The organism is Vibrio sp. VPAP30 (genome assembly GCF_001188205.1).
GTDB classification, from domain to species: Bacteria; Pseudomonadota; Gammaproteobacteria; order Enterobacterales; family Vibrionaceae; genus Vibrio; species Vibrio bivalvicida.
Genome location: NZ_LBLS01000043.1, coordinates 358,980 through 384,973 on the forward strand (window position 1 = coordinate 358,980; position 25,994 = coordinate 384,973).

General features: G+C 45.1%; 27 protein-coding genes. 23 read left to right on the plus strand and 4 right to left on the minus strand.

The genetic code is table 11. The features are described from left to right. The first annotated feature begins 25 nt into the window (after window positions 1-25). The 23 genes from sixA (at window position 26) to ZX61_RS22025 (ending at window position 21,339) form a co-directional block, all read left to right on the plus strand. On the plus strand, window positions 26-490 hold the full coding sequence (gene sixA, locus ZX61_RS21915) for a phosphohistidine phosphatase SixA (RefSeq protein ID WP_049846705.1): 465 nt from the start codon (window positions 26-28) through the stop codon (window positions 488-490). A gap of 160 nt (window positions 491-650) precedes the next feature. Then, on the plus strand, window positions 651-2,744 hold the full coding sequence (flhA, locus tag ZX61_RS21920; protein ID WP_049846706.1) for a flagellar biosynthesis protein FlhA: 2,094 nt from the start codon (window positions 651-653) through the stop codon (window positions 2,742-2,744). 29 nt (window positions 2,745-2,773) lie between these two features. After that, window positions 2,774-4,255 carry a flagellar biosynthesis protein FlhF gene (flhF, locus tag ZX61_RS21925; RefSeq protein ID WP_049846707.1) on the plus strand — a complete coding sequence of 494 codons (1,482 nt, stop codon included), beginning with the start codon at window positions 2,774-2,776 and terminating at the stop codon, window positions 4,253-4,255. Between the two features lie 13 nt (window positions 4,256-4,268). Next, entirely contained in the window at window positions 4,269-5,156 is an 888-nt protein-coding gene (locus ZX61_RS21930; protein WP_049846708.1) for a MinD/ParA family protein, read from the plus strand. After that, on the plus strand, window positions 5,149-5,883 hold the full coding sequence (locus tag ZX61_RS21935) for an RNA polymerase sigma factor FliA (protein WP_049846709.1): 735 nt from the start codon (window positions 5,149-5,151) through the stop codon (window positions 5,881-5,883). The genes ZX61_RS21930 and ZX61_RS21935 overlap by 8 nt, the downstream gene beginning before the upstream one ends. A 45-nt stretch (window positions 5,884-5,928) precedes the next feature. Further along, a complete protein-coding gene (cheY, locus tag ZX61_RS21940) occupies window positions 5,929-6,297 on the plus strand; it encodes a chemotaxis response regulator CheY (RefSeq protein ID WP_019277848.1) in 369 nt (122 codons plus the stop codon). 39 nt (window positions 6,298-6,336) lie between these two features. After that, complete coding sequence (locus ZX61_RS21945; RefSeq protein ID WP_049846710.1) at window positions 6,337-7,056, plus strand: protein phosphatase CheZ; 720 nt, start codon at window positions 6,337-6,339, stop codon at window positions 7,054-7,056. A gap of 9 nt (window positions 7,057-7,065) precedes the next feature. Next, window positions 7,066-9,303: a chemotaxis protein CheA gene (locus tag ZX61_RS21950; protein WP_049846711.1), complete on the plus strand. Its 2,238-nt coding sequence runs from the start codon at window positions 7,066-7,068 to the stop codon at window positions 9,301-9,303. A gap of 24 nt (window positions 9,304-9,327) precedes the next feature. Continuing rightward, the gene (locus ZX61_RS21955) at window positions 9,328-10,449 is read left to right on the plus strand and encodes a protein-glutamate methylesterase/protein-glutamine glutaminase (RefSeq protein ID WP_049846712.1); all 1,122 of its coding nucleotides are present in this window, start codon (window positions 9,328-9,330) and stop codon (window positions 10,447-10,449) included. A 9-nt stretch (window positions 10,450-10,458) separates the two neighbouring features. Further along, window positions 10,459-11,235 carry a ParA family protein gene (locus ZX61_RS21960; RefSeq protein WP_049846713.1) on the plus strand — a complete coding sequence of 259 codons (777 nt, stop codon included), beginning with the start codon at window positions 10,459-10,461 and terminating at the stop codon, window positions 11,233-11,235. After that, window positions 11,228-12,259, plus strand: a complete 1,032-nt coding sequence (locus tag ZX61_RS21965) for a chemotaxis protein CheW (protein ID WP_049846714.1) — start codon at window positions 11,228-11,230, stop codon at window positions 12,257-12,259. The genes ZX61_RS21960 and ZX61_RS21965 overlap by 8 nt, the downstream gene beginning before the upstream one ends. A gap of 37 nt (window positions 12,260-12,296) precedes the next feature. Then, window positions 12,297-12,791: a chemotaxis protein CheW gene (locus ZX61_RS21970; protein ID WP_049846715.1), complete on the plus strand. Its 495-nt coding sequence runs from the start codon at window positions 12,297-12,299 to the stop codon at window positions 12,789-12,791. Continuing rightward, window positions 12,791-13,282 carry a DUF2802 domain-containing protein gene (locus tag ZX61_RS21975; RefSeq protein WP_049846716.1) on the plus strand — a complete coding sequence of 164 codons (492 nt, stop codon included), beginning with the start codon at window positions 12,791-12,793 and terminating at the stop codon, window positions 13,280-13,282. Before ZX61_RS21970 ends, ZX61_RS21975 begins: the two co-directional genes overlap by 1 nt. A 192-nt stretch (window positions 13,283-13,474) precedes the next feature. Next, window positions 13,475-14,095 carry a cytochrome c biogenesis heme-transporting ATPase CcmA gene (gene ccmA / locus ZX61_RS21980; RefSeq protein WP_049846717.1) on the plus strand — a complete coding sequence of 207 codons (621 nt, stop codon included), beginning with the start codon at window positions 13,475-13,477 and terminating at the stop codon, window positions 14,093-14,095. Between the two features lie 2 nt (window positions 14,096-14,097). After that, window positions 14,098-14,766 (plus strand): heme exporter protein CcmB, encoded by a 669-nt coding sequence (ccmB, locus tag ZX61_RS21985; RefSeq protein WP_049846718.1) that lies wholly within the window; start codon window positions 14,098-14,100, stop codon window positions 14,764-14,766. 103 nt (window positions 14,767-14,869) lie between these two features. After that, window positions 14,870-15,622, plus strand: a complete 753-nt coding sequence (locus ZX61_RS21990; protein WP_049846719.1) for a heme ABC transporter permease — start codon at window positions 14,870-14,872, stop codon at window positions 15,620-15,622. Between the two features lie 2 nt (window positions 15,623-15,624). Then, on the plus strand, window positions 15,625-15,831 hold the full coding sequence (gene ccmD / locus ZX61_RS21995; RefSeq protein WP_049846720.1) for a heme exporter protein CcmD: 207 nt from the start codon (window positions 15,625-15,627) through the stop codon (window positions 15,829-15,831). Beyond that, window positions 15,828-16,313: a cytochrome c maturation protein CcmE gene (gene ccmE / locus ZX61_RS22000; RefSeq protein WP_049846721.1), complete on the plus strand. Its 486-nt coding sequence runs from the start codon at window positions 15,828-15,830 to the stop codon at window positions 16,311-16,313. The genes ccmD and ccmE overlap by 4 nt, the downstream gene beginning before the upstream one ends. Then, window positions 16,310-18,268, plus strand: a complete 1,959-nt coding sequence (locus tag ZX61_RS22005) for a heme lyase CcmF/NrfE family subunit (protein ID WP_049846722.1) — start codon at window positions 16,310-16,312, stop codon at window positions 18,266-18,268. The genes ccmE and ZX61_RS22005 overlap by 4 nt, the downstream gene beginning before the upstream one ends. After that, complete coding sequence (locus ZX61_RS22010) at window positions 18,268-18,822, plus strand: DsbE family thiol:disulfide interchange protein (RefSeq protein ID WP_049846723.1); 555 nt, start codon at window positions 18,268-18,270, stop codon at window positions 18,820-18,822. The genes ZX61_RS22005 and ZX61_RS22010 overlap by 1 nt, the downstream gene beginning before the upstream one ends. Then, a complete protein-coding gene (locus ZX61_RS22015) occupies window positions 18,819-19,301 on the plus strand; it encodes a cytochrome c-type biogenesis protein (RefSeq protein ID WP_049846724.1) in 483 nt (160 codons plus the stop codon). The genes ZX61_RS22010 and ZX61_RS22015 overlap by 4 nt, the downstream gene beginning before the upstream one ends. Next, window positions 19,301-20,518, plus strand: a complete 1,218-nt coding sequence (gene ccmI / locus ZX61_RS22020; protein ID WP_049846725.1) for a c-type cytochrome biogenesis protein CcmI — start codon at window positions 19,301-19,303, stop codon at window positions 20,516-20,518. Before ZX61_RS22015 ends, ccmI begins: the two co-directional genes overlap by 1 nt. Window positions 20,519-20,583: 65 nt before the next feature. Beyond that, window positions 20,584-21,339 (plus strand): MlaA family lipoprotein, encoded by a 756-nt coding sequence (locus ZX61_RS22025; RefSeq protein ID WP_049846726.1) that lies wholly within the window; start codon window positions 20,584-20,586, stop codon window positions 21,337-21,339. A 67-nt stretch (window positions 21,340-21,406) separates the two neighbouring features. On the opposite strand, the gene ZX61_RS22030 is transcribed toward ZX61_RS22025, so the two are convergent. The 4 genes from ZX61_RS22030 to ZX61_RS22045 form a co-directional block, all read right to left on the minus strand. Further along, window positions 21,407-22,711, minus strand: a complete 1,305-nt coding sequence (locus ZX61_RS22030; RefSeq protein WP_049846727.1) for an outer membrane protein transport protein — start codon at window positions 22,709-22,711, stop codon at window positions 21,407-21,409. A 329-nt stretch (window positions 22,712-23,040) separates the two neighbouring features. Continuing rightward, the gene (locus tag ZX61_RS22035; protein ID WP_049846728.1) at window positions 23,041-24,357 is read right to left on the minus strand and encodes an outer membrane protein transport protein; all 1,317 of its coding nucleotides are present in this window, start codon (window positions 24,355-24,357) and stop codon (window positions 23,041-23,043) included. Between the two features lie 265 nt (window positions 24,358-24,622). Then, complete coding sequence (locus tag ZX61_RS22040; protein ID WP_049846729.1) at window positions 24,623-25,351, minus strand: DUF3379 domain-containing protein; 729 nt, start codon at window positions 25,349-25,351, stop codon at window positions 24,623-24,625. Next, the gene (locus tag ZX61_RS22045; protein ID WP_049846730.1) at window positions 25,344-25,907 is read right to left on the minus strand and encodes a sigma-70 family RNA polymerase sigma factor; all 564 of its coding nucleotides are present in this window, start codon (window positions 25,905-25,907) and stop codon (window positions 25,344-25,346) included. The genes ZX61_RS22040 and ZX61_RS22045 overlap by 8 nt, the downstream gene beginning before the upstream one ends. Window positions 25,908-25,994: the final 87 nt, after the last annotated feature.

Below are 25,994 nucleotides of genomic sequence, written 5' to 3' on the forward strand. Positions count from 1 at the left end.
AAGCGGATAGTATTAGGAAAATGCCATGAAAATTTTCATCATGCGCCATGGGGAAGCCGAGCACTTTGCTCAATCCGATGCCCAGAGAGAGCTAACAAACAACGGTAGAAGTGCTTCTGTTGCTGTCGCCCGTGCCTGTGTTAAAAGAGGTTTCTCACAGTTTGATAAAGTGCTTGTAAGTCCATACATTAGAGCCCAACAGACTTGGCAAGAGATCTCGGAGTGTTTCAGTTCCGACCAAGTGGAAACTTGTGATGAGATCACGCCATATGGCGACTCGGAGCAAGTGGCAGACTATGTATCGGCCCTTATTGATGTACATCGCTATGAGCGTATTTTACTGGTGTCGCATTTACCTCTAGTCGGATATCTAACAGCTGAGTTTGTGCCTGACCTTGCCCCGCCAATGTTCCCGACCTCTGGGCTCACATGCATAGAGTATTCTTTAGAGAAGTTAACGGGCGAAGTTGCTTTTAATATTCAACCGTAGCGACTGAGTTTGGCCAATTTGTGTTGGTCATATGCTTGCCGAACACAAACTCCCCTTGCGCTGAGTTATTGCGCAGCCATTAATTTGACAGAGTTGCTGGACTAGATATTGCATAGCTAGTCCAAGTTCTTCTTTTTCAGACTATTGTAGCTACTCAACTATGAAGTTTTCTCTGCCGTTTACGGACAAATTGCCTCCAATCCCTCAACGTGCGATGCCCGCTGTTGGCGCGCCAGTTATGGTATTGTCGACATTGGCAATGGTTATTCTGCCAATTCCAGCATTTTTGCTCGATTTGTTCTTCACCTTCAATATCGCGTTAGCGATGGTTGTCTTACTGGTGACGGTATATACGCGTCGACCACTTGATTTTGCTGCTTTCCCCACGGTGTTACTTATCTCGACGCTTCTGCGCTTGGCGTTAAACGTCGCATCAACACGTGTTGTTCTTCTCTATGGTCATGAAGGGTCAAGTGCGGCAGGTAAGGTGATTGAAGCCTTTGGTAGTGTGGTTATCGGTGGCAACTATGCTGTTGGTCTGGTTGTTTTCCTTATCTTGATGATCATTAACTTTATGGTTGTAACCAAAGGTGCAGGACGTATTTCGGAAGTGAGTGCACGTTTCACCTTGGATGCGTTACCGGGTAAGCAGATGGCTATCGATGCCGATTTAAATGCTGGACTCATTGATCAAGACCAAGCAAGAACAAGGCGTCAAGAAGTTACTAAAGAAGCAGATTTCTACGGTTCTATGGATGGTGCTTCGAAATTTGTAAAAGGAGATGCCATTGCCGGTATCTTGATTTTGTTTATCAACATTATCGGCGGTCTTTCTATCGGTATGATCCAGTATGACCTTGGCTTCAAGGAAGCACTGCAAATCTATACTCTGTTGACCATTGGTGATGGTTTGGTCGCACAAATCCCATCGCTACTCCTTTCCATTGGCGCGGCGATCATGGTTACACGCCAAAACACTGATGAAGATATGGGTCAACAGGTTGCCTTTCAAATGTTTGACAACCCGAAAGCACTCATGATTACCGCGGGCATACTCGGTGTGATGGGGCTAGTACCTGGCATGCCGCACTTTGCTTTTTTACTACTTGCGCTTATTGCGGGTGGTGGTGCTTACTGGATCTTCCGCAAGCAGAAGAAAGCGGCGGAAGAGCCAAGCACTCAAGCGACGACAGAGCAAGAGACAACAACGCCGAAAGAACTATCTTGGGATGACGTTCAGCCTGTTGATATTATTGGACTAGAGGTGGGATATCGATTAATTCCATTGGTGGATAAAGACCAAGGTGGTGAGTTATTAGAACGCGTTAAAGGGGTGCGTAAGAAGCTTTCCCAAGACTTCGGCTTTTTAATCCCTGCTGTACACATTCGAGACAATCTAGAGCTTACGCCCAACAGTTATCGTATTACCTTGATGGGTGTCGCAGTTGGTGAGGCAGAAATTCGACCAGATATGGAGTTGGCGATTAACCCAGGTCAGGTTTATGGAATGATTGAAGGCGAGCCGACCATCGATCCTGCTTTTGGCCTCGAAGCCGCTTGGATTCGAGAAGAGCAACGTGAGCATGCTCAAGCACTTGGCTATACAGTGGTTGACTCTTCAACGGTGTTGGCGACTCACCTTAGCCAACTACTGACTAACAATGCTTCTCAGCTTATTGGCCATGAAGAAGTTCAGAACCTACTCGAAATGTTGGGTCGAAGCACGCCTAAGCTAGTAGAAAGTTTTGTACCGGATCAGCTTCAATTGGGCGTGGTAGTGAAAGTGTTGCAAAACCTGCTTAATGAAGCGGTACCAATCCGAGATATTAGATCTATTGTTCAAACCTTGTCCGAATACTCAAGTAAGAGTCAAGAAGCTGACATTCTTACGGCTGCAGTGCGCATCTCGTTAAAACGATTAATTGTCCAGGAAATCAATGGGATAGAGCCTGAGCTGCCAGTCATTACTCTTATTCCTGAGCTGGAACAAATATTGCATCAAACAATGCAGGCTTCAGGCGGGGAATCGGCGGGAATTGAGCCAGGCTTAGCAGAACGACTACAATCATCATTAAGCCAAGCGACACAAGAGCAAGAGCTTAAAGGTGAACCAGCGGTACTTCTAACCTCTGGTGTACTACGTTCTACGCTAGCTAAGTTTGTCAAAAATACGATTCCTTCATTAAGAGTTCTCTCTTATCAAGAGGTCCCTGACGAGAAACAAATTCGCATTGTTCAAGCGGTTGGAAACTAGAATGGATGCGTTGAGATACGGTACTTAATTTGAAGATTAAACGATTTTTTGCCAAAGACATGCGCAGCGCCTTACTCCAAGTTAAAGGGGAGTTAGGTGATGACGCGGTGATCATGTCAAATAAAAAAGTCGCGGGTGGTGTAGAGATCGTTGCGGCTGTCGATGGTGCTGAAGGAGTTAAGCGCCAAAGTAACGGCTATAACTCAAGTCCTCGCCATAACAATACTCGCCAGGCCCCTGCAAGTATTCCTACTCCAAACCAACGTACATTGGACGATGATCAAGTCAGTTTGCAAACTCAAGCCGATTCTGGTCGCTCTATGACTAAGCGTTTTGCCACTATGCTTAAGCAATACAGCACAAATGGTGCCGATGCTGTCGAGCAAGAGGGCAGCGATAACCAAGACTCACTTTCAGCGTTGCTAAAAAGGCAGTCAGCGTCACGTGATCCGTCTCGAGATAATGTACAGCTCAAAGAAGATTCGCCACTTGCGCGTTTAATTGCTGAAGATCGCCGGGTAGATAAGCCAGCCGCCAAATTAGATCCAACGCGTTATGAAAGACAGCGTCGTGAAGAGCCTCCGGTCTCAAGTGAAGACTTGGAAGAGATGAAAGAAGAGATGACGTCAATACGTCAGCTTCTAGAACATCAAGTTTCGGGCCTGATGTGGCAAGAGGTAGAGCGTCGAGAGCCTCTGCGAGCCATGTTAATCAAACGTCTTGAGCGCATGGGTGTTTCATCTGACCTTGCTGATCAGCTTGCTTGCTATATACCGGAAGACACACCTCCGACTAAGGCATGGAAAGCATTACTCGGATTGGTGTCAGATCAGATCCCTATTTCTCGACAAGATATCTTAAAACGAGGTGGTGTGGTTGCTTTGCTCGGGCCTACTGGTGTGGGTAAAACCACCACTGTTGCAAAACTGGCGGCACGCGCCGCAATGGAGTACGGCTCAGATAATGTGGCACTGGTTTCAACAGATACTTATCGTATTGGTGCGCATGAGCAATTAGCGATTTATGGAAGAATTATGGGTTGTCCTGTAAAAGTCGCTAAAGATTCCAATGAGTTAGCCGATGTAATATATCAATTACGAAATCGTCGCCTAATTCTAGTTGATACCGCAGGTATGGGGCAGCGTGATGTAAGGCTGTCTGAGCAATTAGATACGCTTATGCATGAAAGCGGAGAAATGATCCACAGCTACTTAGTTTTGCCTGCAACGGCGCAACGAAAGGTACTGCAAGAGACCATTGACCATTTCAAACGTATTCCGTTGTCTGGTTGTATTATGACTAAACTAGATGAATCACTGAGTTTAGGTGAGTTTGTCAGCGTAGTTGTACAGAACTCTTTACCCGTTGCCTACATAGCGAATGGACAACGAGTTCCGGAAGATATTGTGATAGCGCAACCTAAATATATGGTCGCAAAAGCAAACGAATTATTAGAGAAGTCGACAGAAGATGAACCTCACTACTGGAATAGTGAAGCGGAGAGGTTCTAGGCGGCGGACGATTATGACTAAAAATATGATACAAGACCAAGCAAGCGGATTACGCCGCTTAACACAGCCATCATTGACCAAGGTTATTTCGGTAACGGGTGGTAAAGGCGGTGTTGGTAAATCAAACGTAACGTTGGGCATGGCAATCTCAATGGCGCGCCAAGGCAAAAAAGTCATGGTATTAGATGCTGACCTTGGGTTGGCCAATGTCGATGTAATGCTCGGTATTCGGCCAAAGCGCAACCTAGGCCATGTGCTTGCGGGTGAATGTGAACTTAAAGATGCGATTGTAGAAGGTCCGCACGGTATTAAGATCATTCCAGCGACATCTGGTACTCAATCAATGACTGAGCTATCTCACGCTCAACATATTGGTCTAATTCGAGCCTTTGGTAGCTTAGAAGACGAAATGGACGTATTGCTGATTGATACGGCAGCGGGTATTTCCGATATGGTTGTGAGTTTCTCTCGAGCTGCGCAAGATGTTGTTATTGTGGTTTGTGATGAACCTACGTCAATCACTGATGCATATGCTTTAATTAAGTTGCTGAGCAAAGAACATCAGGTGCAACGTTTTAAAATCGTTGCAAATATGGTCAGAAGCTATCGAGAAGGCAGAGAATTGTTCGCAAAGTTGACCTTGGTCACAGAGCGATTCTTGAATGTGAGCCTAGAGCTCGTAGCATGTATTCCGTTGGATGATAAAGTTAGACAATCTGTTAAGAAACAAAAGATTGTTGTTGACGCGTTCCCAAGATCTCCGGCGGCACTAGCAATTGGTTCATTGGCAAATAAAGCGCTGACATGGCCAATTCCTAAAACACCGAGTGGACATCTTGAGTTTTTTGTAGAACGCTTACTAAATAGACCTGAGATGCTAGAGGAACCATTTGGTGAATAAGGCTTTGACTTATGAACAGTATGCGAATCAAAACAGCCAACGAGCATTTCTAGAGAAATACTCGGTGCTGGTGAAGCGCATTGCTCATCATTTACTAGGGCGCCTACCGCCTAGTGTACAAGTGGAAGATCTTATTCAGGCGGGCATGATCGGTTTGCTCGAAGCGCAAAAAAACTACGATGGCAGTAAAGGCGCTAGTTTTGAAACATATGCTGGCATTCGTATCCGAGGTGCTATGCTTGACGATATACGTCGTGGGGATTGGGTTCCTCGGTCAGTGCATAAGCATAATCGTGAGGTTAGTCAGGCGATCTCCACTCTAGAAGGTTTACTGAATAGAGATCCTACTGATGCAGAAGTTGCACAGCAGCTAGGAATAAGCCTTGACCAATACCATACTATTTTAACGGATATAAACTGTTCGCGTTTGATTGGAATCGAAGATCTCGGAGTGTCAGAAGATTCAATTTCTCCCGAAGATGCCGATGAAGATAATCTTCCATTTCAGGGTGTGGCAGACGAGTTTTTCCGAAAAGCGCTAGTAGATTCAATTAAATCGCTTCCAGAACGTGAAGCCCTAGTACTTTCGCTTTATTATGATGAAGAGTTAAACTTAAAAGAAATCGGTGAGGTGATTGGTGTTAGCGAGTCACGCGTTAGCCAAATACTAAGCCAATCAATGCAGCGTCTACGCACAAAGTTAAGTGCATGGACAAATAATGAGTAAACATCACTGATCTCGAACTCAGTGGAGGCAATTTTGAATAAAAACATGAAAATCCTTATTGTTGATGATTTTTCAACGATGCGTCGTATTGTTAAGAACCTACTGCGCGATCTTGGGTTTAACAATACTCAAGAAGCGGATGATGGCTTAACGGCGTTACCTATGCTGAAGAAAGGGGAGTTCGACTTCGTCGTGACAGACTGGAATATGCCAGGTATGCAAGGTATTGACCTTCTAAAGCATATTCGAGCGGACGAAGAGTTGAAGCACTTGCCGGTGTTGATGATTACTGCAGAAGCTAAACGTGAGCAGATCATCGAAGCTGCGCAAGCCGGTGTTAATGGGTACATCGTTAAACCATTCACCGCTGCAACACTAAAAGAAAAACTAGATAAAATATTTGAACGTTTATAAGTCAAGGTATTGACTTAAGGCGCTAAAGGCCAATTCAGAATGATTTCATTAGAACAGGCAAAGCAACTCGTAGAGATGTTGGAAGCAGGTCAGCAGCAAGAAGCGGATCTTCTTGTCAAAGATATCTACCAAAACAACTCAAATCCAATGTTTCAAGAAATTGGGGAGTTGACTCGTGATTTACATGAGTCAATCAAACATTTCAGCGTGGATGACCGTATGAGTGAGATTGCCAATGACGAAATCCCAGATGCAAGGGATCGCCTCCAATACGTCATTGACAAAACAGAGGTAGCTGCAAATAAAACAATGGATGCAGTTGACCGCTGTATGCCAATAGCGGACAACCTCCATGAAGGACTGCTACAAGTTCGCCCTCAATGGAATGAACTTATGCATGGTCGAATTGAGCTAGCTGAGTTTAAGGCGCTCTGTCATCGTATTGACGATTTGCTCGGTGAAGTGGAAGGAGACAGTTCTGAACTTCGAGGGCAATTAACCGAGATTCTAATGGCTCAAGACTTTCAAGATCTGACAGGTCAGATTATTCGCCGTGTGATTACCTTAGTCGATGAGGTCGAAGGTAGGTTAGTCGAAATACTTACGGCGTTTGGTTCGAGTCAGCTGGAAGAAAGCACGAATAACAAGAACAAAGCATCTACGGATCCTGAAGGTCCGATCCTTAACCCTCAAGAAAGGGATGATGCCGTTTCATCACAAGACGAAGTCGACGACTTACTCTCAAGTCTTGGGTTTTAGAGGTAACATATGAGCTACGATTTAGACGAAGACATCCTACAGGACTTTTTAGTCGAAGCAGGGGAGATACTAGAACTTCTCTCTGAGCAGTTGGTCGAGCTGGAAAACAATCCTGAAGACAAAGATCTCCTCAATGCCATTTTCCGTGGGTTTCATACGGTAAAAGGTGGGGCGGGGTTCCTAGCGTTAACAGAACTCGTTGATACCTGTCACGGTGCAGAAAACGTGTTCGATATTTTGCGAAATGGACAGCGCTCCGTTACCGCAGGCCTGATGGATACCATGCTTCAAGCCTTAGATACGGTTAATGAACAATTTCAAGCCGTTCAAGATCGTGAACCTCTGCCTCCAGCAGAGCAGTCTCTGCTCGACGAGCTACATCGATTATGTAAGCCTGAGTCTGAAGATGAAGTTGTAGCAGATGCTCCTGCTGTTGTTGAAGAGGCAGTAGTTGCAGAGCCTGTTATCGAAGAGCCTGTTCAAGTTGAAGCTCCTCAAACTGAGGTTTCATCTGGTTCTATTGATGAAATCACACAAGATGAATTTGAGAAGTTGCTTGATGAGTTGCATGGTTCAGGCAGCGCGCCTGGTTCTGCGGCAGGTGAAGCAACGCCTCCACCATCCACGCCACCTCCTGCTGCACCGAGCGCAGACTTGAGTGGTGATATTACCGATGACGAATTTGAGAAGCTGCTCGATGAGTTGCATGGTTCGGGACAGGGTCCTGGTAAAGGCGAGGCGGCACCAGTCGCTCCGGAGACGCCAGCAGCAGCGCCACCCCCACCTCCACCTTCTCCTGCAGCGGGGGCTGGAGACAGCGACTTGATGACCGATGCCGAGTTCGAGAAACTACTCGATGATCTTCACGGTTCGGGCAAAGGTCCTTCGATTGAAGAGCTTGATGCTGCGACTAAACCTGTAGCGGCAAATCCAGCTCCTCAGCCAGCACCAACACCTAAGCCTGAATCTAAGCCGGCTCCTGTAGCTCAAGCAGCACCAAAAGAAGCACCTAAACCGCCAGCGAAGAAAGAAGCCGCTGTACCGGCAGCGCAGGCTAAGAAACCTCAGGCTGAAGCTACAGTACGTGTTGATACATCTACTCTCGACACCATCATGAACATGGTGGGCGAGTTGGTATTGGTGCGCAATAGACTACTTAGCTTAGGATTAAATAGCGACGACGAAGAAATGGAGAAGGCGGTTGCGAACTTAGATGTGGTCACTGCCGATCTGCAGGGCGCGGTAATGAAAACGCGTATGCAGCCAATCAAAAAAGTATTTGGCCGTTTCCCTCGCGTGGTACGAGACCTTGCGCGTAGCCTGAAGAAAGATATTAACCTAGAGATGCGTGGTGAAGACACAGATCTAGATAAAAACCTAGTTGAAGCACTAGCTGACCCATTGATTCACTTGGTGCGTAACTCGGTTGACCACGGTGTTGAAATGCCTGCAGATCGTGTTGCCGCCGGTAAGTCTAAAACAGGGAAAGTGATTCTGTCTGCATCTCAAGAAGGTGACCATATTGAACTCGCTATCGTCGATGATGGTGGCGGCATGGACCCAGACAAATTACGTGGTATCGCAGTTAAACGCGGTATCATGGATGAAGATGCCGCGTCACGATTGACTGATAAAGAATGTTTCAATCTTATCTTTATGCCAGGCTTTTCAAGTAAAGAACAAATCTCTGACATTTCAGGTCGTGGTGTTGGTATGGACGTTGTAAAAACAGCGATCAATACCCTAAACGGTTCAATTGATATTGATTCTGAAATGGGCAAAGGCACCAAGATTACCATCAAGGTACCATTAACACTTGCTATCTTACCGACGCTGATGGTTGGTGTTGCTAATCACCCATTTGCGCTTCCGTTGGCAAGCGTAAACGAGATTTTCCATTTAGATCTGAGTCGCACTAACGTGGTTGATGGTCAGTTAACCATTATTGTGCGTGAAAAATCGATTCCACTTTTCTATCTACAGAACTGGTTGGCACCTCAAGCAGGTCAAGTTGAGTTGCGTAAAGGTCACGGTCATGTAGTGATTGTGCAAATTGGTAGCCAGCGTGTTGGTTTTGTAGTGGATACACTTATCGGTCAGGAAGAGGTGGTGATTAAGCCGCTAGATAACTTACTACAAGGTACACCGGGTATGGCTGGTGCGACCATTACAAGTGATGGTCACATTGCACTTATCTTAGATGTGCCAGATTTGCTTAAGCAGTATGCTGCTGCTTCTCGAATCTAAATCGCGAAATATAGAAGGACAAATATGGCGATCAAAGTATTAGTTGTAGATGATTCGAGTTTTTTCCGTCGTCGCGTAAGTGAAATCATTAACTCTGATGCACGTTTAGAGGTGATTGATGTCGCGACTAACGGTAAAGAAGCAGTAGATAAAGCGTTGCGAATCAAGCCTGATGTCATAACCATGGATATCGAAATGCCTGTCATGGACGGTATTACCGCGGTTCGCGAAATCATGGCAAAAAGCCCAGTGCCAATTTTGATGTTTTCGTCATTGACCCATGATGGAGCGAAAGCAACGCTCGATGCGCTTGATGCCGGAGCGTTAGACTTTTTGCCCAAGAAATTTGAAGATATCGCTCGTAATCGCGATGAAGCCGTCACTTTGCTGCAGCAGCGCGTGATTCAAATCGCGTCAAAACGTGCAATGATGCGCCGCAGCATGCCAAAGCCCACGACGACAGCCAAGCCAGCTTCTCAGACTGCTACTGCGCGTTCATCGCTCCGCCCTTCCCCCACATCACCTGCCTCGAAACCGCCTGTAGCGACGCGTTTTAAAGCGAGTGGTAAAAAGTATCAGCTAACCGCAATTGGTACGTCAACTGGCGGGCCAGTTGCATTACAAAAAATCCTGACCAAGTTGCCAGTCAATTATCCACACCCAATTGTGCTGATTCAACATATGCCAGCAACCTTTACCGCAGCATTCGCTAGCCGTTTGAATTCTCTGTGTAAGATCCAAGTAAAAGAAGCGGCTGACGGTGATGCGCTGAAGCCAGGGGTCGCTTATTTGGCACCTGGTGGAAAGCAGATGATGATCGAAGGTCGACCAGGTTCTGCCAAGCTGCGCATCATTGATGGTGGAGAGCGCATGAACTACAAGCCATGTGTTGATGTTACTTTTGGAAGCGCAGCAAAAATCTATTCCGACTCAGTCTTATCTATGGTGTTGACGGGAATGGGAGCAGATGGTCGTGAAGGTGCGCGTATGTTGAAAGGTGCAGGCTCAACCATATGGGCTCAAGATGAAGAGAGCTGCGTTGTTTATGGCATGCCGCAAGCGGTTGCAAAAGCGGGTATATCCACAGAAGATTTGCCGCTAGAGAGAATTGCTGAACGTATGTTAGTCGAAGTCGGTCTAGCATAGAGGTTATAGATGATTGTTTGGAGCATAGCAAACCAAAAAGGCGGGGTCGGTAAAACCACAACAACCATTACGCTAGCTGGCTTACTTAGCAAGCAAGGTAAGCGCGTTTTACTGGTTGACACGGATCCACATGCTTCGCTAACTACTTACCTAGGCTATGACTCGGACAGTGTGCCTGTTAGCTTATTCGATTTGTTTCAGTTAAAAGAGTATACCGAACAAACGGTTATGCCACTTGTGATGCAGTCTGATATTGAAGGTATAGATTTGATTCCGGCTCATATGTCTCTGGCGACGTTGGATCGTGTTATGGGTAATCGTAGCGGTATGGGTCTTATCCTCAAGCGCGCGCTCCTCGCTATCAAGGAGCGCTATGATTACGTGCTGATCGATTGTCCGCCAATTCTTGGTGTGATGATGGTTAACGCCTTGGCAGCAAGTGACAGAATCCTTATCCCCGTACAGACAGAGTTCTTGGCAATGAAAGGCCTAGAACGAATGATTCGCACTTTGGCAATTATGCAAAAGTCGCGCAATAAATCATTCAATGTCACGATTGTGCCAACCATGTACGATAAACGAACACGAGCGTCATTGCAGACTTTGCAACAGCTTAAGAAAGATTATCCAAGTCAGGTATGGTCGTCAGCCGTACCAATTGATACTAAATTTAGGGATGCTAGCTTAAAGCATTTACCCGTGTCCCATTTTGCATCGGGCAGTAGGGGGGTGTTTGCTTATAAGCAACTGTTGATTTATTTAGAGAGGTTAGCGATTGATGACTAACCACTCTTCGCTTTCAAGTGAACAAGCATTAGATGACTACTTTTCTGCTTTATTAGAAGAGTCTCTCGACGTAGAGGTAAGTGAAAGCACGCAGGAACAAACGCCAGAGTTGTCTGTAGTCCCTGCCGCTGGTACTGAACTTGATGAAGAGTCTAACCTAGACCCGATGGTTCAATCAGTAGAAGAAAAAAGCTATTACCAACTTCCAACTGAAGAGGTTGAGGTCCCTAACCTAGAAGATGTTGAACGTCTGTTAGAGCAGTTAGAAAACACCAACCCAGTTGCTGAGCTAGAACTTGAAGAGGTGATGGAGAAAAACACAGCTGATATTGCTCAAGTTCAGACAGAAATTGCCGTTGAAGAAGAAGAGATTCAAGAGTGGGTTGTTGAAGAACCCGAAATTTTGGTTGAAGAGCCAGAACCTAAGGTTGATGTGCCCGACCTTGATGAAGTTGTCGCTGAACCAGTGATATCTGAGCCAGACGTAGCAGTCGATGCCAGTATTGAACCTGAGCAGGACCTTGAAACACAGGCTGGTGGCAGTGAGATTGGTGTTTGGCACTCAACGCAACGAGATGTTGCCTTTCAAGTGCTCTATTTTGATGTCAATAGCGTGACTTTTGCAGTCCCGCTTGATGAGCTAGGCGGTATTCATAGAATAGCCGAGCTAAACCATTTAATTGGCCGTCCAGATTGGTACTTAGGGTTACAGACCAGCCGTGAAGCGCAATTAGATGTTGTAGACACTGCAAAATGGGTGATGGCTGAGAAGCTACAAGACGACAGTTACAAAGAGAAGTACCAATATATAGTGATGCTAGGTGCAAGCATGTGGGGCCTAGCATCAACACAGCTAATGGGTACTGAAGCTTTAAATCCAGAAATGGTCCGCTGGCGAGAAACGGCAGGAAAACGCCCTTGGCTTGCTGGTATGGTAAAAGAAAAAATGTGTGCTTTGATCCACGTTGAAGCATTGATAGCTATGCTTAATGCAGGACTTGATGTTAAAGCATTAGATAATTAGAACATTTGTGCCGATTTAGGCTTAGAGAGGATAAGGTATGTCTCAAACAAATGAAGTAGAAGTAAGAAAAGAGCAGTCTAACGACGAAGTGCTTCAGTGGGTGACGTTCCAGCTAGAAGAAGAAACCTATGGCATCAATGTAATGCAGGTACGAGAAGTACTTCGTTATACTGAAATTGCGCCAGTGCCAGGAGCACCAGACTATGTTCTCGGTATTATAAACCTGCGTGGTAACGTGGTTACTGTTATTGATACACGCTCTCGTTTTGGTTTGATGGAAGGTGAAATCACAGACAATACGCGCATTATTGTGATTGAATCTGAGCACCAAGTTATCGGTATCCTAGTGGATAGCGTTGCTGAAGTTGTTTACCTACGCTCATCAGAGATCGATACAACACCAAGTGTTGGTACAGATGAAAGTGCTAAGTTTATCCAAGGTGTTAGCAACCGTGATGGCAAGCTACTTATCTTGGTTGATCTTAACAAGCTGCTGACTGATGACGAGTGGGATGAGATGGCTCACCTATAATGGACATGAGTTGGATGACCAGTGCTCCAGTTGTTGCTGGGGCAATAGCGTTAATTTTTCTGTTTATCTGCTTAGCGTTATTTCGACTTAAACGTGGCCAAGTTCGTTCTGCCGAGCACTTACGCCAACAAAATCGTCATCTAGACAAAGAGCTGCAAAAAGCGAGCAAACAGCTTCTAGAAGTTCGCTCGGTTGTTGTTGGACTCGGACAAAAGGTCAGCGAGCAGCAAGATATTATCCAGCATTTAAATGAGCGTATCACAGAACTAGAACAAGCAGACAGTGATGGTCGTTTATACTCGCGAGCAAGTAAAATGGTTCAGCTAGGAGCTGACGTTAATGAGCTCATAGAGGAGTGTGAGTTACCAAAAGCGGAAGCTGAGCTGATGATGTCGTTGCAGAACAAAATATCGGGTAAAGAGAAAGTCCCGCCCCTTGAAACTCGCCCCCAGCGGCAAAAGTTTGCGACCAAAAAACGAAGCGCGAAATGACCGGCTGAATAAAAAGTGTCTTAGGGCACTTTTTTTATATTTGAATGTAACTATTTAGTGGTAGTTAATACGATTTATGTTTGAATATTAACAGATTCTTACTTAGTTTCGTGATTCGTATAGGTCTAATTCTATTTTGCGATGAAAAGGCTGTGGTAAGATGTTAGCTCAAAGTTTACCTAGTGACCGCAAATGTTAGAAGTATCTCAACTGACAGCAATAAGAGATGAAAGAATTCTCTTTGAATCCCTATCTTTTTCCATAGAGTCTGGAGAATTAGTTCAAGTAGAAGGGCGAAACGGTACAGGAAAAACCACCTTACTGCGTATCATTACGGGATTAGGCGACCGCGACAATGGCGACATCTATTGGAGTGGTGAGAACATTGAGTCTAACCGAGATGCTTTTCATCAAGATCTTCTCTTTCTAGGCCACCAAACAGGTGTTAAGCGCGAACTAACGGCCTACGAAAATTTGCGTTTTTATCTAAGTATTCATTCACGCAAGCCAGTCGACAAGCAAACCATTTTCAATGCTCTCACCAAGGTCGGGTTGGCGGGGCGAGAAGATGTCCCAGTGGCTCAATTGTCAGCGGGCCAACAGCGTCGAGTGGCATTAGCCCGATTGTGGTTGAGTGATCACAAATTGTGGATACTAGATGAGCCTTTGACTGCGATTGATAAACAGGGTGTGAAAGTGCTTGAATCTCTGTTTCTTCAACATGCGGAAAATGGTGGTATCGTTATGCTGACTACGCACCAAGATATGTTCGCAGATAACCCAAAACTAAGAAAAATTAAGTTAGGTAATTGAACATGCTAGGCACTATGAACAGTATTATAAGACGCGAGCTGCTCATCGCTTTTCGCCGCCAAGCAGATATCTTTAATCCTCTGTGGTTTTTTATTATTGTTATTACACTGTTTCCGCTAAGTATTGGTCCAGAGCCAAACCTACTGGCTCGTATTGCGGCTGGTATCGTTTGGGTTGCGGCTCTACTCTCTGCTTTATTGTCTCTTGAACGTTTGCTTCGTGACGACTTTCAAGATGGCGCGTTAGAACAGATGATGTTGATGCCTGTTCCATTGCCCATAGTGGTGATTTCAAAAGTCATCGCACATTGGTTGTTAACTGGTTTGCCACTAATTCTGATTAGTCCATTGCTGTCCATATTGTTGTCGTTAGACTTCAACACTTGGTTAGCGGTGGTATTGACACTACTGATAGGCACACCGACGCTGAGTTTTATTGGTGCTATCGGTGTTGCACTGACCGTTGGGCTGCAGAAAGGGGGCGTGCTGCTCAGTCTGCTTGTTTTACCGCTTTACATTCCAATATTGATATTTGCGACGTCTGCCATTGATGCTGCGTCGCTTGGAATGGCGTATAACGGACAATTGGCTATATTAGGCGCGATGTTTATGGGGGCAATGACCCTGACACCGTTTGCTATTAGTGCGGCACTCAGAGTAAGTGTCAATTAGTTGTTTTTGATCAAGCACGAAATTTCCCCTTTATATAAATTACAAAACTAATAATTGTTTAACAAAATAAGTTAAACGAACTGAAGTAAGAGTGAGAACGACGATGTGGAAATGGCTCCATCCCTATGCCAAGCCCGAATCAGCCTACCAGTTATGTGGTAAGCTTTTGCCCTGGTTCTCCGTACTGGCGCTGGTGTGTTTAACCGTCGGCACAGTGTGGGGATTAGCTTTCGCACCTTCTGATTACCAGCAGGGTGATAGCTTTAGAATTATCTACATACATGTCCCTTCTGCGATTTGGTCAATGGGCGTTTATATGTCTATGGCTATTGCAGCCTTCATTGGTATCGTATGGCAGATCCGTTTGTCAGATATGGCGGCATCGGCGATGGCTCCCATTGGTGCAGTTTACACCTTTATTGCTCTTTTAACTGGGGCGATCTGGGGCAAGCCGATGTGGGGTACATGGTGGGTATGGGATGCCCGTTTAACCTCCGAACTTATTCTTCTTTTCCTCTACTTAGGTGTGATTGCTCTTTATCATGCATTCGACGATCAGAAAACGGCAGCAAAAGCAGCAGGTATCTTGGCAATTGTCGGAGTGGTAAACCTACCGATTATTCATTTCTCAGTTGAGTGGTGGAACACCCTTCATCAAGGCGCAACGATCACTAAGTTTGAAAAGCCTTCAATTTCTAGCAATATGTTGTGGCCGTTGCTATTGAACATATTTGGATTTGCTTTCTTCTTTGGCTCAGTCACTATGATTCGTCTGCGCAACGAAATCATTAGTAAAGAGAGTCATCGCCCGTGGGTGGTTGAGTTAGCTGCGAATAAATCTCAGAGAGGGAGTTAAACATGCATTTTGAGTCTTTGAGTGATTTCTTTGCCATGGGCGGCTATGCCGGTTATGTCTGGACTGCATTTGGTGTCACATTTGGTGTCATGCTCTTTCTATTGGTATTAAGTGTGAGAAGAGGTCAATCGCTACTCTCTGAAGTACAAGCAAAAGTAGACAGACAAGCACGAATTGACGCGGCGAAAAATTTGGAGAACACATTATGAACCCAAGACGTAAAAAGAGGCTCGGCATTGTTCTTGCGATCTTTATTGGTATCAGTGCCACATTAGGTTTGATGCTTTATGCACTTAATCAGAATATGGATCTTTTCTATACACCGACTGAGCTTGTTAATGGTAAGCCTGATGGGACAAAGCCAGAGGTAGGTCAGCGCCTACGCATTGGTGGTATGGTCGTTGTTGGATCGGTAAAGCGAGATCCAGAGTCATTGCGCGTATCGTTCGATTTACATGATGTCGGTCCAAAAGTCACCATCGTTTATGACGGTATTCTTCCTGATCTATTTCGTGAAGGGCAGGGTATTGTTGCTCAGGGTGTATTGAAAGATGCGACAACGATACAGGCGTTTGAAGTCTTGGCTAAGCACGATGAAGAGTACATGCCACCAGAAATTGCTGAAGCGATGAAGAAGACCCATGAACCGTTGCAATACTCAGAACAACAGAAACAAGGAAGCGGTCAATGATTGCTGAAATAGGTCACTTTGCACTGATCATCTCTTTGGCATTGGCAGTATTGCTAAGTATCTTGCCACTGGTTGGTGCATCTCGAAACAATACATTGCTAATGAACAGCGCAAGACCTTTGTCTTGGGGCATGTTCTTACTTTTATCGATCTCTTTCGCCATTTTGCTATGGGCGTTTTACACCAATGATTTTACCCTCAATTACGTGGCCAGTAACTCTAATAGCCAGTTGCCTTGGTATTATCGTTTAACCGCAGTTTGGGGTGCGCATGAAGGCTCGCTGCTGCTTTGGGTATTGATCCAAGCCGCGTGGACCGTTGCAGTAGCCACATTCAGTCGCGGTATGCCACAAGAGTCGGTAGCGCGCGTGTTGGCAGTGATGGGTTTGATTACAGTCGGCTTCTTGCTGTTTATTATTCTGACATCGAATCCATTCCTACGTACTTTGCCGTTCTTTCCTGTAGATGGTCGAGATTTGAACCCGCTTCTGCAAGACCCGGGCTTAATTATTCACCCTCCTATGCTCTACATGGGGTACGTGGGTTTCTCGGTAGCCTTCTCTTTTGCGATTGCTTCACTAATGACCGGTCGCTTAGATACGGCATGGGCCCGATGGTCTCGTCCTTGGACAACCGCTGCTTGGTTATTTTTAACACTTGGTATCGCACTAGGCTCTTGGTGGGCATATTACGAACTCGGCTGGGGCGGTTGGTGGTTCTGGGATCCAGTAGAAAACGCATCGTTTATGCCGTGGTTAGCGGGTACTGCATTAATGCACTCACTAGCAGTCACAGAAAAACGCGGTACGTTTAAAGCGTGGACAGTACTGCTTGCTATTTCTGCATTCTCACTCAGTTTGTTGGGGACGTTCCTTGTTCGTTCAGGGATTTTGGTTTCAGTACATGCGTTTGCCTCTGATCCATCACGAGGTATGTTTATCTTAGGTTTCCTTGTGTTTGTTATCGGTGGTTCACTGCTGCTGTTCGCACTTAAAGGCGCGTCAGTAAGAGTTCGCGGTAACTTCGATTTGGTATCGCGTGAAAACGCATTACTCGCTAACAACGTTCTGCTGATTGCAGCGCTTGTTGTTGTACTTGTCGGCACATTATTGCCATTAGTACACAAACAGATTGGTTTAGGTTCAGTGTCCATTGGTGCGCCATTCTTTGACATGCTGTTTGCTTGGTTAATGATCCCGTTTGCCTTTTTGCTTGGTATTGGTCCTCTGATCCGATGGAAGCGTGACAATCTATCTGCGCTGAGGAAACCTATGCTGATTTCAGGCGTAGTGTCGCTAGTCCTCGCGGGTGTATTCGTTACTCTGCTCTCAGAACACTTCCTGTTTATGGCTTATCTTGGCTGGGTAATGGCGCTATGGATCATTTGTTTGCATGGCTTTGAACTATATGAACGTGCCACTCATCGTCATCCATTTTTTGAAGGTGTGAAAAAACTTCAGCGTAGCCACTGGGCGATGATGTTCGGTCACCTTGGTTTAGCTGTAAGTGTGATCGGCATTGCAATGGTGCAGAACTACAGTATCGAGCGAGATGTTCGCTTGGCTCCAGGGGAGCATATCCAGATTCAAGGCTACGATTTCCATTTTGAAGGGCTGCGTGACAAAGACGGTCCAAACTATGATGGATATATTGCAGACTTTAAGATCACTCGCGACGGGAAATACATCAATACTCTGCATGCGGAGAAACGCTTCTATACTACAGCGCGTTCTATGATGACTGAAGCCGCGATTGATCGTGGTATTACTCGCGATTTGTACATTGCGATGGGTGAACGTCTAGGCGATAACAAATCTTGGGCTGTGCGTATTTACCACAAACCGTTTGTGCGTTGGATATGGGCTGGTTCACTGTTTATGGCACTAGGTGGTGCGATTGCTATTAGTGATAAACGCTACCGTTTTAGAAATAGTGCGAAGAAGCAGGAGGCATAATGAATAAGAAGTTTCTGTTTATTCCCTTAGTGGCATTTTTGGGCTTGGTCGCTGTTTTTGCGACCCAGTTGATCAAAAACCAACATGGCGACGATCCAACTAAGCTTGAATCTGTGCTCGTGGGCAAGCACGTTCCTGAGTTTCGTTTAGAAGACCTCGCCGAGCCTGGCAAGTTATACGACCAAGCGATATTTAAAGGGGAACCGTTGCTTCTCAATGTTTGGGCAACTTGGTGTCCAACTTGTTATGCGGAGCACCAGTATCTCAATGAGCTAGCTGCGAGTGGGGTAAAAATCATCGGTCTTAATTACAAAGATCAGCGTGACAAAGCAGTTGGTTGGTTAAATGACCTAGGTAACCCTTACCTGATTAGCTTATTTGATGGCAACGGAATGCTTGGGCTCGATTTAGGTGTTTATGGCGCGCCTGAGACATTCCTCATTGATGCTAATGGCATTATCCGCTACCGCCATGTTGGTGACGTTAACGACCGCAACTGGAATGAGACGTTAAAGCCAATGTACGAGGCAATGCTAGCGGAGGCGAAATCATGAAAAAATGGATGATGGCGTTACTCGCAAGTTTGAGCTTTGCTGTGGTCTCTCATGCGGCGATTGAAATCCATGAATTTGATACGTTAGAGCAAGAACTGCAGTTCAAAGAGCTAGGTGATACGCTACGTTGCCCAAAATGTCAGAACAACACTATAGCTGATTCAAATGCTGAACTTGCCGTCGATTTGCGCGAGAAAGTGTATGAAATGACGAAAGCGGGCAAATCGAAGCAAGAAATAATCGACTATATGATCGCTCGCTACGGCAACTTTGTCACTTATAATCCGCCATTTACAATGGCCACTTCTATCTTGTGGCTTGGCCCTATTGCAGTAGTTTTGTTTGGTTTTGGATTCATCTTAGTCCGAAGCCGAAAACGTAAGGCTACCGTTGCTGAAGGTGCAAAGCAGTGGGATGAAGAAAAAGAAGCACGCTTAAAAGCGCTGCTTGATGAAAAGAATGATGGAGATAAGCAGTAATGACACTATTTTGGATAGCTTCTGTCATTCTAGTTGCCGTTAGCGTATTGCTAATAGCGCTGCCTTTTATCAAGAAGAAATCAAATATCGATGAAGAGCTTCGTGATGAACTCAACAAAGCGTTCTATAAAGATCGTTTGGAAGAGCTAGAAGAAGAGACAGATGAAGGTTTAGTCGAAAACCAACAAGAGTTAATTGAGGATCTAAAACAGTCGCTCCTTGATGATATACCGCACGAAGAGCAACAGAAACAAGAGAGTCGTATTTCTGCTCTAGCGGTCATTGTTCCTTCTACTTTGTTGGTTATCGGATTGTCATATGGGCTGTACTTCAAATTTGGAGCATCTGAAGATGTGCAGAAATGGCATGAAGTTAGTGCTAACTTACCAGCGCTGTCTAAGAAGCTAATGTCACCAGAAGGTGCCGCTCTGAGCGAAGATGAAATGCAAGATCTCACTTTGGCTTTGCGTACTCGTTTGCACTACCAACCTGATGATTCCACAGGCTGGCTGCTGCTTGGTCGGATTGCACTCGCTAACCGAGATGTGGGCACTGCTGTTGGGGCGATGAAAAAGGCCTATAATCTAGAGTCAGATAATCCAGATGTGATGTTAGGTTATGCTCAAGCGCTAATGTTGTCTCAAGATGATAGTGATCAAGATAAAGCACGTCGCTTACTAGGACAGCTAGTTCAACAAGATTATGTTGATTTACGAGTATTCTCACTTTTGGCATTTGATGCTTATGAAAGGAAAGATTATCCTGCTGCTGTTCGTTATTGGAGCATCATGCAGCAGATGATAGGCCCGAAAGACAGCCGCTATGAAATGCTTTCTAGAAGTATCGAAAATGCTCAGAAGCAGATGGGGCAGAAGGTGGGAACAGGTAAGTCAGTATCGGTCAGTATCTCTTTAGCGGACGATATCAATGCCGATCCAAATTCTTCGCTGATTGTTTCTGTGCATACTGCTGATGGTTCGCCAATGCCAGTAGCGGCAGCAAGATACCCGCTTGGAACTTTCCCACGAACCGTTGTCTTAGATGATGGCAACAGTATGTTGGAAGATAGAAAACTATCGTCACTTGAATCTTTGATGGTGCGCGTTCGTATAGACAGTGATGGTAACGTTGCAACCAAACAAGGGGACTGGTTTGGAGAGAGCGAAGCCGTTAGAATGGGTGAACCAGTTGAAGTTATAATTGATAGTCAATATTGATAATTGTTGATTATGAATATACGAAGGCCGGTAACATTACCGGCCTTTTTTATGGATTTATAATAATGAAAAAAAGCACGTTGCAAATAGGGATCTTGTGTTTAGCCTTTGCGCTAACCGGGTGTGCGTCAGCACCTGAAGACGATTCTGCTTTCAGCGAACCGCAAGTCTATGACCCGATGGAAAGCTTTAACCGCTCAATGTGGGCGTTAAACTACGACTATCTAGATCCTTATTTCGTTAGACCCGTTTCTTTAGCATACGTAAACTATATACCCTCGCCAATTCGTACAGGTATTAGCAATTTTTTAGGCAACCTAGACGAGCCTGCAAGTATGGTCAATAACATCATTATGGGTAATGGTGAGAAAGCGGTCGATCACTTTAACCGTTTTTGGATCAACTCAACCTTTGGTATTGTTGGCCTAATCGATATTGCTTCTGAAGCAGGTATTACAGACCACAATGAGAAAACCTTTAGTGATGCGGTAGGTCACTATGGTGTAGGCAATGGGCCTTATGTGATGGTGCCCGGTTATGGTCCTTGGACGGTTAGAGAGGCGTCGGACTTTGTTGACAAAACCTATGTCCCGCTGTCATTTCTGAATTTTTGGGCTGGCTTAAGTAAATGGGCGTTAGAAGGGATGGAAACACGGGCTGCTTTAGTAAACCAAGAAGCCCTGCTTGAAAACTCTCCCGATCCTTATGCTGTTGCACGAGATGCGTATCTTCAGCGTCAAGCTTATAATGCTGAGATCGAAAAAGATGACTATAACCACGAAGAAGAAGAGCTATTAGACGAGTACTTAGAAGAGTTTTAGTCAAAAGTTACTGGAGACAATAAAGGCTTGGAAAATTCCAAGCCTTTTTCTAAACGTGCTTCGATGACTAGAAAGTGTAGTTCGCTTGTAGGCCGATTAGCCATACGTTGCCACTCACTTCACCAATAAACTGACCACCAATTGCCTGTGCGTCATCATCTGATGCATAACCTCGAGACTCAGTGATTGGAGCGTCTCTAGCGATAATGTAAGTCAGACCACCGTCAAGGGTAAACTGCTTAGTAAACTCATATGTTGCACCAAGACTTAGCCAAGTACGATCTGTTTCCGGAATAGTAATCGTACGGTTCTGATCACTAACTGCTGAAGTATCATATGCGACGCCAGTACGTACTGCTAGCTTAGAGTCTACTTGGTAAGTAGCACCAAGAGCAAAACGGTAGTTGTCTTTCCAGTTTTCCTCTTTAACCATTTTAGTGCCGTACGTATCTAGCTGGGCTTCAAGTTTCTCGAAACTGCTCCAGTCAGTCCAATTGATGCTGGCGTGAATAGCAAGTTGGTTGGTAAGCTGATGAAAACTCGCTAGTTCTGCGGTAGCTGGTAATGCTAAGTTCATATAGCCATTATCACGAGCATTGGCCAATGCTGGGTCGAAACCAATACCAGTAGCATAACCTTCTAACTTTAGTTCTACTTCAGATTTGTATGCCAAGCCAATACGATGGTTTTCGTTTATTTGCCATGCTGTACCTGCTTGCCAACCGAACGCAGTGTCGTCACCTTCCATATATTTGAGAGTTGTAACATTGCCTGGTGATACAAGGTTACTTTTCGGTGTTTTAGCTCCAAAACTACCTTCACCCATTACATAGCGCAGACCACCACCAAAGCTCACACTGTCGTTGAGTTTGTAAGCTAGATTTAGGTTTGCTTCCATGGTTGTTACACTAGCTTCGTTGCCAAAGTGAGCAGCGGCAAAGTCGTTACCGAGGTTTGTTTCCATACCGTAGTTTGTACCTAGCGCAAAACCCACTGCAAACTCGTCCGAGTAACGATGTGAAATGTACAAGTTTGGGATAATAGCGTCGTTGGCAAAGTCTGATGAAGACACGGATGAATCTGGTAGAGTTACTTGAGCTTTTGAGCCATCGATGTTGCCATTAACATCGACATTTGGATCAACATAAATCGCACCAGTGGAGATCTGAGTACCTTCAAGGTAAGTCAGCATAGCAGGGTTGCGCCACTGTGCGCTTGCGTTGTCTGCCATTGCCGCTTCACCTGCGTATGCGCGGCCTAAGCCCGTTGCTGAGTATTCTGCTAATTGAAAGCCTGCTGCGTTAACAGTCGATGAGGTTGCCACTAGACCACAAGCGACGGCAAGTGATAAAAGAGTCTTATTTGTTTTCATTGTAATGTTCGCTGAATTGGTTTTATTTGCGTCGGGCGATGATAAGGTTAGAGTTATTACTTTAAAAATTAAAAACACTGTATTTCGAGTTTTTGAAGCTATCAATTAGTCCATGGGTATTTTTTAGTGTTTTATTCTGTATGTTAACGGCGTGTGTGCTGATTTCAGCGAACGTTTGTAGTGCCAAAAGCAGAGGCTTGAGTACACCTGTGCGCTAAAACCCGTAAACATTGGATCACGAACTGACAGAAATTTAGATATCAGAGTAGGTTAGAGGCAAAGAAAAGGCCAGCGAATGCTGACCTTTGCGTAGATAATGTAAGCTTAGTTTAGAATTTATGAGTGTACTGAACACCAAACAGCATCGCTGTCGCCTTGGTCGTCGTATCTAGCTTAACTGTACCGATCGTATCATTAACTTGCTTATCTTTACCCACTAGGTAAGTAAAGCCTACATCAAGAGCCTGATCTTTATTGATATGGTAAGTCGCACCTGCTGAGAACCACTGACGGTCAGAGTCTGGTACAGATACTGAAGTTAGCTCGTCTTGCACCCCTTCATCGAACATGTAACCGATACGAGCTTCCCAGTTCTCATTTACGTAGTAAGTACCACCGATTGAGTAGTGGAAAGTATCTTTCCATTTGTACTCTTTAATCTCTGTACCATTGGTCGTTGCTAGGCGGTCAAATGCACTCCAACCGATCCACTGTACGCTGTAGTGAACGGCAAATTTAGTGTCTTCAATGCGGTGATAACCAGAGAACTCAAACATATCTGGTAGTGGGATTTTTAGATCGCCAATGTTCGAATTACCGCTGTAAGAAACTGTGCCGCTTACTTCTTTCTCTGGACTGTAATGGTAGCTTAAACCGAAACGGTTGTTTTCATCCATTTCAAATACGGTACCTAGGTTAAAACCAACTGCCCAACCCGATGCATCGATATCCATTAGTTGCTGAGTGCTTGTGGTTCCTGTCGGTGTCGCACCGACGAACACATTCATTTCTGATTGACGCTTTAGTTCACCTTCACCGTAGATGATATCTAGACCACCACCAACACTCCATTGCTCGTTGATACGATACGAGCCAAGTAAGGCAATGTTTGTAGTAGTTACGTTAGTAACACCACCAAACCCGTCTGCACCAGGTACCACAACTGGTTGTGCGCCACCTGTAATAACAGAGCCAGTGCCTTTGCCCCAGCTGCTATCAAACTCGTTGGTCGTACCGAAGTTAGAGTAAATACCTAGACCGACGGCAAACTGATCATTGACTGGGTGAACGACATAAAGGTTAGGGACAACAGATGTTGCATCATTTGTCGTGTTATCTAACGAAGTTGGTGTACTACCTGGTAGAGGGGAAGTATACGTAGCGTCTTTGATCTCTACTTTCGAGTCAATAACGTTAAAACCAACAGAAATTTCAGTACGGTCAAATAGAGACATTGCCGCTGCGTTGCGAGACATTACCGAAGCGTTGTCTGCGATGACAGCATCGCCTGCAAATGCTCGGCCTAGGCCAGTTGCAGATTGAGAGTTAAGTTGGAAACCGGCAGCGAGAGCTTGCTGCGAAGCTAAAGTAGCGGTTGTGATAGTCACGGCTAATAGTGATTTTTTAAACAGACGCGTCTTGTTCATTTGTGCTTTTTCCTTTTTGTTCGTCTCTAGTGGACGATATTATTTGAGCAAAAGCTCAGTGGTGGCTGATACTAGACTCAAGTATATGATATAGAAATCCGACCATTGCCGATCAGGACGATAAAATTATGGAAATGATGTGTATCTGGCAGGAAAGTGCTGCAAAAAGCGCCTTTTTAGAGTCTTGACTCTAATTTTATGCTAAAAAAATGGCTTGGGCGCGATGTCCAAGCCATGATGTTGGTCACAAAATGTTGCGATTTTGTTAAGTCATGGGTTTGATGATTTTGGATACGCTTTCTGCGATCTTAGCGACATTTTCACCTTGTTCGCCAACGATGATCAAACTGGTATCACCCATAGGCTCAACAATGCCTGTCATACCATCTTCGTTAAAGTCGACGGCTTGATTCGATGGAATGCCGGTCAAAAATAGTGTGACTTTGCCTTTTTCTCCTTGGAATACCATGTGTAGAGCGTTGGTTTTGCCAAAGCCACAGTGATTTAAGTAGTACACGTGGTAAGGGAAAGAGTCTGACAACTGATGGTCAAATGGCATCATCTTCGCATTGATCTGTGAAGACTTTACTTGCTCATCCAGTCGGTCGACGAAAGGCTTCTCATTTACAACATGTTTCATTGCTGTTGAAGCTAGGCTCGCTTGTGCAGGTGATACAACTAAGTTCCCCCAATTGAGCTGGCCAACTAGTAAACCTGCAACAAAAGCTACTGATGCAGCCATTGCCATCGCTTTACGAGCAAAGTTCGGGCGCACCACATTATCTCTACTAACAGAGGTTTGATTAAATAAAATTCGGTCTGCGAGATCTTCTGGCACGTCGACAGTCATCGCTTTCGCAATTTGTTTGTCGAGTTCGAGGACTTCATCTGCGAATTGCGCATTTTGTTCATTCTCTTTTAGCGCTGCATTTACCTCGCCATCTCTCTGTTTAGGATCGGACATAATGCGTCGGCGAAATTCTAATTCATCCATTTTGCTGCCCCCTATGAGTTTTGTCTGAATCTAACATCTCTTTAAGCTGGTTTCTCGCTCTGAATAGTCGAGTCATCACTGTATTTTTGTTTAGGCCTAAGATCTCACCAATCTCTTCGCCGCTAAATCCTCCGACTACTTGAAGGAACAAAGGCTCACGGTAGTCTTCCTCAAGCTTCATTATCTGCGCCTGAACCCATTGTGTCTGATGGTGAGGATCGTCCGAGACCTTAGCATCATTGCCGTGGTCATCGATATCAACCAGATCAAATTGTTTGCGCTCGAATCGACGTGCGTTCTCGCGCCTTAATATGGTGATGAGCCAAGACTTGGCTGCTTTTTCATCTTGCAGGCTATCAAGAGATTTCCACGCTCGCAGGCAGGTTTCTTGCACCAGATCTTCTGCAACGGTTGGGTCTTTACACAACCAATAGGCGTATCGGTATAAGTCCCTATGGTAGGCCCTGACGAGCGCTTCGTATTTTCTTTGTCTGTCCATATCCGAGTTGACCGGATCTTTGGACTTTTTCTTTCCAAAAATATTTATGATTGACACAGGAGCCTCCCTCGTTGCTCTGTGATTTTTATTGTTGTCTTTTGCTCTATAGTTTTAGAGCAATATCCACGGTTGAATGTAGCAAGC